The sequence below is a fragment of the Pseudoduganella danionis genome, from assembly GCF_009720775.1.
Classification (GTDB): Bacteria; Pseudomonadota; Gammaproteobacteria; order Burkholderiales; family Burkholderiaceae_D; genus Rugamonas; species Rugamonas danionis.
The window spans coordinates 1,349,586-1,361,592 of sequence record NZ_WNKW01000001.1; the positions used below are offsets into that span (position 1 = coordinate 1,349,586).

11 protein-coding genes are annotated in these 12,007 nt (G+C 61.4%); 5 read left to right on the forward strand and 6 right to left on the reverse strand.

Features of this window, described 5'->3' with window-relative positions:
- Positions 1-90 precede the first annotated feature (90 nt).
- From senA to GM655_RS05830, 3 genes are all read left to right on the forward strand, one after another.
- The gene (gene senA, locus GM655_RS05820) at positions 91-1,293 is read left to right on the forward strand and encodes a selenoneine synthase SenA (RefSeq protein WP_229632380.1); all 1,203 of its coding nucleotides are present in this window, start codon (positions 91-93) and stop codon (positions 1,291-1,293) included.
- Between the two features lie 86 nt (positions 1,294-1,379).
- On the forward strand, positions 1,380-2,675 hold the full coding sequence (locus GM655_RS05825; protein ID WP_155433616.1) for a Xaa-Pro dipeptidase: 1,296 nt from the start codon (positions 1,380-1,382) through the stop codon (positions 2,673-2,675).
- Between the two features lie 162 nt (positions 2,676-2,837).
- Positions 2,838-4,148, forward strand: coding sequence for a hypothetical protein (locus GM655_RS05830; protein ID WP_155433617.1), 1,311 nt, complete (start codon positions 2,838-2,840; stop codon positions 4,146-4,148).
- An 11-nt stretch (positions 4,149-4,159) separates the two neighbouring features.
- Here the strand turns inward: GM655_RS05830 and GM655_RS05835 are convergent, their stop codons facing one another.
- From GM655_RS05835 to GM655_RS05855, 5 genes are all read right to left on the reverse strand, one after another.
- Positions 4,160-5,392, reverse strand: coding sequence for a malic enzyme-like NAD(P)-binding protein (locus GM655_RS05835; RefSeq protein WP_155433618.1), 1,233 nt, complete (start codon positions 5,390-5,392; stop codon positions 4,160-4,162).
- Between the two features lie 90 nt (positions 5,393-5,482).
- Positions 5,483-6,775, reverse strand: coding sequence for a Glu/Leu/Phe/Val family dehydrogenase (locus GM655_RS05840; protein ID WP_155433619.1), 1,293 nt, complete (start codon positions 6,773-6,775; stop codon positions 5,483-5,485).
- A 175-nt stretch (positions 6,776-6,950) separates the two neighbouring features.
- Positions 6,951-7,913, reverse strand: a complete 963-nt coding sequence (locus tag GM655_RS05845) for a LysR substrate-binding domain-containing protein (RefSeq protein ID WP_155433620.1) — start codon at positions 7,911-7,913, stop codon at positions 6,951-6,953.
- Positions 7,914-7,923: 10 nt separating this feature from the next.
- Positions 7,924-9,345: an MFS transporter gene (locus GM655_RS05850; RefSeq protein WP_155433621.1), complete on the reverse strand. Its 1,422-nt coding sequence runs from the start codon at positions 9,343-9,345 to the stop codon at positions 7,924-7,926.
- Positions 9,346-9,360: 15 nt separating this feature from the next.
- Positions 9,361-9,840, reverse strand: coding sequence for a MarR family winged helix-turn-helix transcriptional regulator (locus GM655_RS05855; RefSeq protein WP_155433622.1), 480 nt, complete (start codon positions 9,838-9,840; stop codon positions 9,361-9,363).
- A 255-nt stretch (positions 9,841-10,095) separates the two neighbouring features.
- Between GM655_RS05855 and GM655_RS05860 the strand changes: the two genes are divergently transcribed.
- Positions 10,096-11,301 (forward strand): cation:proton antiporter, encoded by a 1,206-nt coding sequence (locus tag GM655_RS05860; protein ID WP_155433623.1) that lies wholly within the window; start codon positions 10,096-10,098, stop codon positions 11,299-11,301.
- A gap of 42 nt (positions 11,302-11,343) precedes the next feature.
- A complete protein-coding gene (locus GM655_RS05865) occupies positions 11,344-11,592 on the forward strand; it encodes a DUF3297 family protein (RefSeq protein ID WP_155433624.1) in 249 nt (82 codons plus the stop codon).
- A gap of 124 nt (positions 11,593-11,716) precedes the next feature.
- On the opposite strand, the gene GM655_RS05870 is transcribed toward GM655_RS05865, so the two are convergent.
- Positions 11,717-11,926 carry a hypothetical protein gene (locus GM655_RS05870; protein WP_229632381.1) on the reverse strand — a complete coding sequence of 70 codons (210 nt, stop codon included), beginning with the start codon at positions 11,924-11,926 and terminating at the stop codon, positions 11,717-11,719.
- Positions 11,927-12,007 lie beyond the last annotated feature (81 nt).

The window sequence follows — 12,007 nt, forward strand, 5'->3', positions numbered from 1 at the left end:
GATTATCGCCCAAGTGCGGCCGCTGCGCACGTGCGACGGGCGGGCCGGAATTGCGGCACAAAAGCGCGCGACAGCGCTACAATCGAAAGCATGACGATACTTGCCCCTTCGTTTCGCACGGCCACACCGCAGCAACTGGCGCATGCCCTGCGTCAGGCGCGCAGCAACACGCTTGCGCTGTTCGAGTGTTTTCTGGCCGCCGGCATGGACCAGCCCACGCAGGTGCCGCAGCTACGCTACCTGAACCCGCCCGTGTGGGAAGTGGGGCATATCGCCTGGGTGGCCGAGTGGTACATCCTGCGCGCGGCCAGCTCCAGCGACCCGCAGGATGTGCATGGCAATTGTCTGCTCAGCCGTGGCGATAGCTGGTTCGATGCCAACCGCGTGCCGCATGCGCAGCGCTGGCGATTTGATCTGCCTGCGCCTGGCGCACTGAAAACCTATTGCCACGAAGTGCTGGATCGCGTGCTCGATAAGCTGATGCGCGAGCCTGACGAAGCACTGGCGCTGTATCCTTACCGGCTGGCGCTCGCGCATGAGGATATGCATGGTGAAGCGCTGCTGGCTGCGCTGCAGGTACTGGGGCTGGAAGCGCCCGAGCCGGCCACGCAGGTACGCCAACTAGCTTATGCGCCGACTGAAATCGCTTTCCCGGGCGGAAGTATCGACATTGGCAGTGCACGTGGCGCGGCCTTCGCGTTCGATAATGAACAGCAGGCCCATCACTGCCGGGTGGCGCCGTTCAGCATAGACAGCACGCTGGTCAGCAATGCCCAGTTTGCCGATTTTGTCGACGATGGCGGCTACGATCAGCGCCAGTTCTGGAGCCCGGCCGGTGCCGACTGGCTGATGCGGCAGGAGCGTTCGGCCCCGCGTTACTGGCAGCGCGACGGTGCCCAGTGGCGCTGCATGCGTTTCGGCCGGCTGGCCACGCTGGCTGGCGCCGAACCCGTGCGCCATCTGAATCTGTATGAGGCGCAGGCTTACTGCGCCTGGGCAGGGCGCCGCCTGCCGACGGAAATCGAATGGGAATATGCTGCCCGCTCGGGCCATCCGGCATTCCGCTGGGGCCAGTTATGGGAATGGACGGCGACGCCGTTCGAGCCCTATCCTGAGTTCCAGCCGGGGCCAGAACGGGAATACTCGCTGCCATGCTTTAGCAGCCATCAGGTGCTGCGCGGCGCCTCCTTCGCCACGCCCCAGCGCATGCTGTGGGAGCAGTTCCGCTACTTTCATGTGCCCGAGCGCGACGACCTGTTTACTGGCTTGCGTACCTGTGCCTGGCCGCGCTGAAATCGCTGCAGTTTTTTAAACCAGACGTACGTCTATCCCGTATTGCTCTGCTATGCTTTTCTTTTCCCGTGAAAAAGGCGTTCCCCATGAATTTCAAGCATCTCCTGATTTCCGCCGCCGTGATCGGCGCCGCCAGCTCCGCCATGCCCACCTTTGCTGCTGCCGATCATGGCAAGGTCGTGGTGATCCGTGCCGGCAAGCTGGTAGACGTGGTGGCGGGCACCGTCCTCAAGGACCAGACCATCGTTATTGACGGCGAGCGTATCAGCGCAGTCGGTCCCACGGCCAGCACCAAAGTGCCTAGCGGTGCGCAGCTGATCGACCTGTCCGGCCAGACCGTGATGCCGGGCTTTATCGATATGCACACCCACCTGACCAATGACGCCAAACTGGGTGGCTACAATGCACTGGGCGTATCCGATACCCGCGCTGCGCTGTATGGCGTACGTGCGGCCCGCCTGACGCTGGAAGCAGGCTTCACCTCCGTGCGCAATGTGGGTGCTGGCGGCTTCGGCGACGTGGCGCTGCGCGATGCGATCAATGACGGCGACTTTATCGGCCCGCGCATGCGCACGGCCGCTTACGCGATCGGCATACAGGGCGGCCATTGTGATGAAAACCTGCTGCCGCCAGATATGAAGGTCACCGGTCGCGGTGTGGCCGACGGCCCATGGGAAGCCCGCGCCCGTGTGCGTGAAATGGTCAAATACGGCGCCGATGTGATCAAGATCTGCGCTTCGGGCGGCGTACTGTCGAAAGGTGACGAGCCGGGCGCGCAGCAGTACACCCTGGAAGAGATGCAGGCCATCGTGGCGGAAGCCCATAAACTGGGCCGCAAAGTCGCTGCGCACGCACACGGCACCAGCAGCATCCGCGATGCCATCATCGCCGGCGTGGATTCGATCGAACACGCCAGCCTGATCGACGAAGAGGGCATCCGTCTGGCGCGCGAGAAGGGCGTGTATCTGGTGATGGACATCTATAACGACGACTACATTCTGCAGGAAGGCGAGAAGGCCGGCATGCTGCCCGAGTCCATCGCCAAGGAAAAAGTCATCGGCCAGACCCAGCGCGACAACTTCCGCAAAGCCTTTAACGGTGGCGCCAAAATGGCCTTCGGTTCCGATTCCGGCGTCTACCCGCATGGCGACAACGGCAAACAGTTTGCCTACATGGTCAAGTACGGCATGACGCCTATGCAGGCGATCCAGTCGGCCACCATCAATGCAGCCGACCTGCTGGGCTGGAAAGACAGCGTGGGTTCGCTCAGCGCCGGCAAGTTTGCCGATATCGTGGCCGTCAAAGGTGATCCATTTGCTAATATTGGCGAATTGACCAAGATCGACTTCGTCATGAAGGGCGGCGCCGTTATCCGCCGCTAAAGTAGGGGTACAGTGATGGGCAGGCCGGCGTGTGCACGTGCGCGCGGCCTGCGCGGTCATCCCGCTGGCTCGCAGGGTCATGCTGTTGTGGTGCAGATGGTATAGGGCGTTGTTAGCTTTTCTATATACTTTTTGCTTTCAGATCGAGCCCTGCGAGCCCGTATGCGTTTTCTAGCTTTTCCCCGCCAGCTAGCCTGTCTGCTGCTGGCAGCCTCCTTGGGCGCTTGCGGTGGTGGCGCCTCTTCTTCCAGTTCCTCCAGTTCCCCGACCAGTTCCGGCAGTACGACTACGCCTGATGCCACTGCCAGCATCACCGTGGCCAGCCCGCAGCTGGTGACGCTGCCCGGCAATGCCGCGCTCAAAGGGCTGGGCGAAGCGCTGGTGGTGGGCGAGCGCATCGTCGTGCTGTCCGCCTCGGACGCAGAAATCACGCTGAATAAGAAGCAGGTGCATCCGCGCACCCGCCTTAGCGTGCTGGATAAGGATGGTACGCTGCTCTCCAGCACTGATTACGGCTTTACGCTGGCCGATGCCTATGTGGGTGAATGGCTGCTGCTGCCGGCGCCTGACGGTTTCGTCATGCTGCAGGCCGGTCCCGGCACGCGCATGCTGAAGTTCGATGCTCAGGCTAAATTGCAGGGCAGTGCGATCGATCTGTATCCTGCCGTGGCGGCCACCTCGACCACGGAACTGGCAGCGGCTGAGAATGCAGCCTCGGTGGACGGCAACGGCTTCTGGCTCGCCACCACTTTCTCGCTGCTGCCGGTGAACGACAAGACCCAGTATCTGCTCAAGCTGTGCAAGTACGATTACTCAGGGCGCCAGCTTACGCCACCGTTCGAAATCGCGCTGTCGGCCGTGCGGCCGCGCGTGGCGACTTCGGCGGGCACGGTGCTGACCACCTGGCTCGATGGGTCTACCGCCATGCTGGCCATCTGGCCGAAAGGGCTGGGCGCTCCCGTGATCCATTCGCTGGGTACGGGCGGCGCCGAGCCTATGCCGGTGGTGCTGGATAACAGCGGCAGGATGGGCGCGATCTGGAATGGTAAAGCGACTTTCACCAGCCCGGGCGGGGTAATGGGGGTGGCGCTAGACAAGAATGGCGTGGCGGTGCTGCCGACGGGGCGTACGGAACTGGGGCAGGAAGTCCTGTCTACCCAGTGGGCCGCGTCGGGACGGGCACCGTTTATTGATGCGCGCCTGTACAAGAATAATCTGCTGCTGGCCGATGTAGGTGTGGGCACCTATGCCAGCGGCGACGCGCAGGGCGATGTGCTGGTGCTGGCCGATTACGCCATCGGCACGACAGCCCTGTCGGAGCAGAAGGCCACCATCAAGCGCTTACGCTTGTATGGTGGCGCGCTGGTGATGGGGAACTATCCCGTGCTGCGCCAATTGATGTTCAGCGATCACAGCCTGCTGCTGGTAGGGGATGAATACCATCTGGAAGCGTTCCGCATCACGCGCCCCTAAGCTATTGCGGTCTACAGCAGGGTCTCGGCCAGATCTTTCAAGTCTTCCGCATAGACCAGCTCATCGAGTTGCTTGCGTGCCACGCCGCTGCGGTAAGCTGCGGCAGCGATTTTCGGCGTGACGCCGGACAGCAGGCGCGGATCGAGCAGACCCGGTACCACATAATCCTTGCCAAAGCGGCTGTCGCTACGGGCCATCTCGGCCAGCGCCAGCACGCAGGCGCGCTTCATTTCCTGATTGATGGTGGAAGCGCCGCTATCGAGCGCCGCGCGGAACAGGTAGGGGAAGCACAGCGCATTATTGATCTGGTTGGGGTAGTCGGAACGGCCGGTGGCGATGATGGCATCCGGTGCTGCTTCGCGCACGAGTTCGGGCCGCAGTTCCGGTTCCGGATTGGCCAGCGTGAAGACGATGGGCTGCTTGCTCATCTGTTCGATATCGCGCGGCGACAGCACGCCCGGACCGGACACGCCGAGGAATACATCGGCACCCACCATCACTTGCGACAGCGTGGTGGCATCGGTGTCCTGCGCCCATGCGGCTTTTTCGCCATCGAGCTGGCGGCGGGTACTCAGCACGCCCTTGCTGTCGCAGACAAAAATGTTCTCGCGTCTGGCGCCCAGATCGAGCAGCAGATCGAGGCAGGCCATGGCGGCTGCACCGGCACCAGAGCAGACGATTTTCACCGTGGCGATATCGCGCCCGCTCAGCTGCAGCGCGTTGATCATGCCGGCACCCACCACGATGGCGGTGCCATGCTGGTCGTCATGGAACACGGGTATGGCCAGCCGCTCGCGCAGCTTGCGTTCGATGTAAAAGCACTCCGGTGCCTTGATGTCTTCCAGATTGATGCCGCCGAAAGTAGGGTGCAGGGCCGCGATGATGTCCACCAGTTTATCGGGATCGGTTTCATCGATTTCGATATCGAAGGCATCGATGCCGGCGAACTTCTTGAACAGCACCACTTTGCCTTCCATTACAGGCTTGCCGGCCAGCGCGCCGATATTGCCCAGACCTAGCACGGCGCTGCCGTTGGTAATCACGCCGACCAGATTGCCTTTAGCCGTGTATTCGTAGGCGCGTGCCGGCTCGCGCTGGATTTCCACGCACGGTGCGGCCACGCCGGGCGAGTAGGCCAGTGCCAGATCTTCCTGCGTGCCTACGCTCTTGGTCACTTCTATGGCGATTTTGCCGGCGCTGCCCTGACGGTGATAGGCCAGCGCTTTCTGTTCGATGGTGCTCATGTGGTCCCTTGAATTGGTTCTGCAAGCGATGTAAAAAACGCCTGCACGGGCCGAAGCCGGTGCAGGCGCGAACTGCTGGGGATCAGTACATTATGGATACAGGCCGCGGACTTCACGCGCCTGCAGCACACGGGTGCAGGCAAGGATGAAGGTGGCGGTACGCAGCGTGACTTTCTTCTCCTGTGCGACAGTCCACACCGAGTTGAAAGCGTCCTGCATGATGCGGGTCAGGCGCGCATTGATTTCGTCTTCGGTCCAGAAGAAGCTGGAGAAGTCCTGTACCCACTCGAAGTAGGAAACGGTGACGCCACCGGCATTGGCCAGCACGTCCGGCACGATCAGCACATCCTTGTCGGTCAGGATGTCGTCGGCTTCCGGCGTGGTCGGTCCGTTGGCGCCTTCCAGAATGATTTTGGTGCGGATCTTCGGTGCATTGGCAGCCGTGATCTGCTGTTCCAGCGCAGCCGGAATCAGGATGTCGGACTCGATGCCCCAGAACGCGTCGCGGTCGAGGAAGGCTTCAGCGCCGGGGAAACCGGAGACGCTGCCGCATTCGGCCACGTGCTTGTGCAGACGCGGAATATCCAGGCCGCCCTGATGCACCACGGTGCCCGTATGATCCTGCACGGCGATGATTTTCGAACCGGCTTCTGCAAACATGGTGGCAGCAACGCCGCCCACATTACCGAAGCCCTGTACTGCAACGCGGGCGCCTTCGATTGCTACGCCGCGCTTGGCAGCGGCTTCGCGGCCTACCACGAACACGCCACGGCCGGTGGCTTCGCGGCGGCCCAGCGAGCCACCCAGCGAGATCGGTTTGCCGGTCACTACGCCGGTCGACAGATTACCTTCGATCATGGCGTAGGAGTCCATCATCCATGCCATCACCTGTTCGTTGGTGTTGACGTCCGGTGCAGGAATGTCCTTGTTAGGGCCGATGATCAGCGAGATTTCGCTGGTGTAGCGGCGAGTCAGGCGCTGCAGTTCGCCGCGCGACAGAGTTTTAGGATCGACACGGATACCGCCTTTAGCGCCGCCGTATGGCACGTTCACAGCGGCGTTCTTGACCGTCATCCATGCCGACAACGCCATTACTTCGGAGAGAGTTACGTCCTGGTGGAAGCGCACGCCGCCTTTGCCCGGACCACGCGACATATTGTGCTGTACGCGATAGCCTTCGTAGTGGGCGATGCTGCCGTCATCGCGTTCGATCGGAACGTCAACGGTCAGGATACGCTTCGGGCGTTTCAGGGTTTCGACCCAGCGCGACAGGCTGCCGAGGTGCGGCGTGACGCGATCGATCTGTTGCAGGTAGACGCCCCATGGGCCCAAATCTTCTGGATTCAGGTAGGAAGGCAATGCGTGTGCTGGTGCGGTAGTCATGCTCAGGTCTCCGATAGATTCGAGGCTGAAGCGCACTTGTGGCGCGCTTCAAGTGGGGCGAATCATAGAACCGGAGGGCGCGGGGCGGCCAATGCTGTATGCGCATTCAACTATGCAAAATTTGCATAGTTATGAAATCCGTTGATTTGATCTGGCGCAGTTGCGGCCTTCCGCACTAGCGTTCGGACACCACCACGCGGCGTTTGCGGCCACTGTTTTTCTGCTGCTGTTCGAGGAAGTCCCACAGCCGTTCGACGATGGCCTTGCCGCGCCGGCTGGCCGAAGGGCGCTCGCGATACAGGCGGATTTCCATTTCGATTTCCCATTGCGCACTGCCATCATCGGCACGCGCGAGCTGCCGGCTTTTGAGTTCGCGCGTGACGGCCGATTCGGGCAGGAAGGCTACGCCGCGGCCTTCCAGTGCCATCATTTTGAGGCCCTCGGCCATATCGGTTTCGTACTGGCGATCCAGATGCAGCGGTGTGCGCGCATCGGTCAGGATCAGTTCCACCATACGCCCCAGATAGGCGTTGTTGGTGTAGGACAGGAATGGTAGTGGTTCCTTTTTACTGCCGGGCAGGCTGAATTCTGGCACGCGGTTTTTATCGCAGCGGGCATAGGCGCGCAGCGATTCGCGCCCGAGTACCAGCATGTCGTAGCGGCCCGGATCGAGCTGCACGGGCTGGCGCGGATGGTGGTAGCACAGCAGCAGATCGCAACCGCCTTCCACCAATTGCATCACGGCGTCGTGCACATTGAGCGCCATCAAGCGGCTGCTGATCGGAGCGAAATCCTGCTCGAGTGCCGTCAGCCATTTGGGGATGAAGGTCAGCGACAGCGTGTGCGGCACGGCCAGATCGATGCTGGTCTGCGCGGCCGCGCGTTTGGAGCGCAGCATGTCGCGCGCGCCGTTAATCTGTGCCAGCATTTCCAGTGCCTGCTCGTAGAACACCACACCGGCAGGGGTCAGGCTGGTGGGGTAGGAAGTGCGGTCGATCAGATCGGTGCCCAGCCAGTTTTCCAGCGACTGGATGCGGCGCGAAAAGGCCGGCTGGGTGACGTGGCGCAGCGCGGCGGAACGACTGAAGTTATTGGTCTCAACCAGCGAGATGAAGTCTTCCAGCCATTTGGTTTCCATGCGATGTCCTTTACTGCGCTTGCGTTGCGTCGGGCGTGTTAGCGGTGATGCTGCCGATAGGCGTGAACAGGTAGGCCAGCACGGCAAATATGACCAGTATGATGCCACCGCCGACAAACAATTGCGACAGCGAGATCAGTTTGAGCAGCCAGCCGGTGGCGGCAGCCGAAATCGGCGCCAGCCCCATGAAGATGAACATGAAGATGCTCATGGCGCGGCCCATCATCTGCGGCGGTACGCGGCGCTGTATCCACGTGAAGACATTGATCTGCACATAGCCGCTCAGCACACCCAGCAAGAGCAGCAGGGCGCCGGCCAGCCAGGCATTGTAGGCGGCGCCCAGCCCCATTACCAGCACACCGGCCAGCGCATCCATCAGCAATATCATGGCGCCGAAGCTAACCAAGCGCAGACGCGCGCCGATGGCGGCCGCTGCGCCCATGCCGAGCAGGGTGCCGGCACCGTTGGCGGCCAGCAGCAGGCCCAGTGCCGAAGCGCCGTGCAGCACATCGCTGGCCAGCACGGGCAGCGCCACCTGCATGGAGCCGCCGATGAACAGCGACACCGTGCCCCAGTAGATGAAGCACAGCCGCAGCGGCACATCGCGCCACACCATCAGTAGACCCGCGCCGATGGCGCTCCACACCGACAATGCGCTGGCGTCGGCAGCGCGGCCCGCGCCGCTCCGGGTGGTGACGCGGCTCAGCGTCAACGCCGAGACGATGAAACTCAGGCTGTCGAGTGCGAAGGCGGCGGCCAATCCGTGCGCATCAGGCATGCTCGCGCTGCTCATGCTGCCGATGCCGCTACTGCCTGCGCCAGCTACGCCGTGGCTGCCACTGTTGCCACTGGCGCCAAACACGGTCAGCAGGACAGCGGCCAGCACGGGACCGAGCAGCATGGAGAGTTGGCGTAATCCCATCAGTACGCCGTTGGCGGCCTGTAGATATTCGGCCGGTATCGATTGCGGCATGATGCTGGTGCCCGACGGTACGCCGAAGGCCTGCGCCAGACCTATGCCCAGTGCCAGTGCGTAGATCAGCATGAGCGTGATGTGCGGCGTCAGTTCCAGGCTCAGTTGCAGGCTGCTGCCCAGCGCCAGTGTGATCACGCTTTGCTGGCGCAGCACCAGCAGGGCCAGCAGGCCGAGCAGAATCGCGTTGGCGTATTTGCTCAGCATGAGCACGCGCTTGGGCGAATACTGGTCGACCACGGCGCCGCCTATCAGCATAAAGGCAGCGCGCGGTATGCTCATCAGCGCGATCACCAGCCCCAGTGCCATGGTATCGCCGGTCAGCTTGAGCACCAGCCATGGCAGTGCCACCATGGTCAACTGGTCGCCCAGCATGGAGATCACGCCGCCGCGCAGCAGCCACTGGAAGTTGGAGTTGCGCATCAGCTCAGCGCGCTGGTTCGGTGCCGGATGGGACATGGTCTATGCTCCTGCTTAGTTTGCGCTGCCGAGAGTGACGCTGGGCAGGCCGCTGATGATGGTCATGGCTTCGGTCAGGCTGGCGTATTGCTCGCCTGGGCAGTTGCGCAGCAAGTCTTTGCTGCACAGTTCTGCTGCCGGGGTGGCATTCAGCAGCAGTTCGCGGCCGCTAGCGGTAATCGCGGCATACGCCACGCGCGCATCGCGCGGGTCCTGCTGGCGTTCGATCAGGCCGATTTTTTCCAGCGGCAGCAGAGTGCGCGTGACACCCGAAGCAGTCAGGCCCTGACGTTCAGCCAGATCGACGCGGCGCATGCGTCCGCCCGGCGCGCGCGCCAGCGAGTTCAGCAGCATAAAATCGCCGAAGCTGATACCGTGGTATGAACCCAGTACCTGATCGAGCCGGCGCACCATGGTGGCCTGGGCGCGCGCCAGACCAAGCGCCAGCGCCAGCGCTGCGCCCGTTTCGGGCAGGGGAGAAGAGTGATCGCTCATGATGACTTTCGGTAGGCTAGTAATATTGAAAACTACTGCACAACTACTTAAATAGTGCTTGAGTACGCAAGTATAATCCTATTTCATGACTTGGCAAGCATTGTTTTGTTTTGGACAATGTGTGACACAAAACTACAGTTGCGCTAAACACGGAGAATATTTACTGATTTGCGTATATTGCGCGAAAACCGCGCTAGAATTGGCGCGGCTGGCTCTGCTGGCTTTACTTAAACTACAAAAATTTTTTGGAGACATATGCACATGGCGACCACAGAAATTTTCCTGATCGCGATGCTGATCATATTCAGCCTGCCTTATCTGATCTGGCGTGTCGGTCAGACTGACTACTACGCGCCGCTGGTGGTGGTGCAGATTATTACCGGCATACTGCTGGGCCCTGGCATCCTGGGCCGGGCCTATCCCGAGTACTATCAGTTCGTGTTTAACCCGCAGGTGGTGCAGTCGCTGAACGGCATTGCGTGGTGGGCCGTGATGATCTTTGTGATGATCGCCGGTATCGAGCTGGACCTGAAAAAAGCCTGGGAGCACCGGCGCGAAAGCAGTATCACGGCCGGTCTGGCGCTAGGCGTACCGCTGGTATTCGGCAGCATCGCGGCACTCGGTCTGCTCGGCTATGCCGGCTGGATGGGGCCGAAAGCCCAGAGCTGGCAGTTCGTGCTGGGTGTGGGCATGGCTTGCGCCGTGACGGCACTGCCCATCCTGATCCTGCTGATGGAAAAACTGGAAATCCTGCGCCAGCCTATCGGCCAGCGCATCCTGCGTTATGCCAGTCTGGACGATATCGCCATCTGGGGCGTGCTGGCCGTGATCCTGCTGGACTGGGAACGCATGGGGCGCCAGCTGGGCTTCCTGCTGTTGTTTGGCGTGGCGACCATACTGTACCGCCGCCTGATGCAGGGTCTGCAGGAGCGCGACCGCTGGTATGTGGCCTTCATCTGGCTGGCCGCCTGCGCGTTCGCAGCGGATTGGGCCGGCCTGCACTACATGGTGGGCGCTTTCCTGGCCGGCGCCGTGATGGATGCGGACTGGTTTAACCAGCAGCGCATGGACTTCCTGCGCGCCAATGTGCTGATGGCCGTGATGCCGGTATTCTTCCTCAGCACGGGCTTGCGCACCAACTGGGCGCTGGGCGGTTCGGCCGTGTTTCTGGTGGCGGCCGTCATGCTGTTCGCTTCCGTTGCGGGCAAACTGACCGGCATCCACATTGCCGGCAAGATCCTCAATTGGGGGCCGGGCGAAGCGTCGATTATCGGCTGGCTGCTGCAGACCAAGGCGCTGATCATGATCATCTTCGTCAACATCCTGCTGGACAAGCAGATCATCACCAGCGAAACGTTTACCGCGCTGCTGCTGATGGCTATCGGCAGCACCATGCTGACGGTGCCGGTGGTGTATCCGAAACTGCAGCGGGTGGCGCAGCTGATCTTCAAGACCAGCTAAAGCGGCTGCAGGCGGGCAGGGAGCTGATGCTATAATCTCGGCATGAACGATACTACTCAACTCCCTCCGCTGCCCGATCGCCTGTCGATCGACCCGCGCAGCAAATTCCATGTTGCCGCTATCTTCGAACACGATATCGGCATCCGTTTCAACGATAAAGAGCGTCTGGATGTGGATGAATACTGCATCAGCGAAGGCTGGATCAAGGTCGCCGCTGGCCGCAGCCTGGACCGCCATGGCCGCCCTATGCTGATCAAGCTGAAAGGCAAAGTCGAGGCATACTACCGTTAAGCGCAGTGCGGGCCGTGTGCGCGGCCTGTAACGCAAAAAAGCCACCATCAGCCTGAGCATGCTCAGTGCGGTTGGTGGCTTTTTTACGTCCGTGGATGACGCGGCGTGCGCGTCAGCACAGCGACTAGATGGCGGGTGCCGTGACGGCGGCCGGTACTTCGGCGCGCAACTTGTCCAGCATTTCGAGCGTAGCAGGCATCATGTTCATGATGCCGTGGTAGGCGCAGTATTCGCAGAAGGCTTCTTCTGGCGTCATGGCGCTAATGCTGGCGTCGGAATGGCCGCGGCGGCGCAGCGCACGCAGGCAGCCGGCATCCATGGTTCTCGGGTTCATGTGCTATTTCCCTTTCTGTAATAAATAGTGGGTGAGCGGTAGTCGACATGAACCATTATAGTACAAAAAAGATTCCGTGCG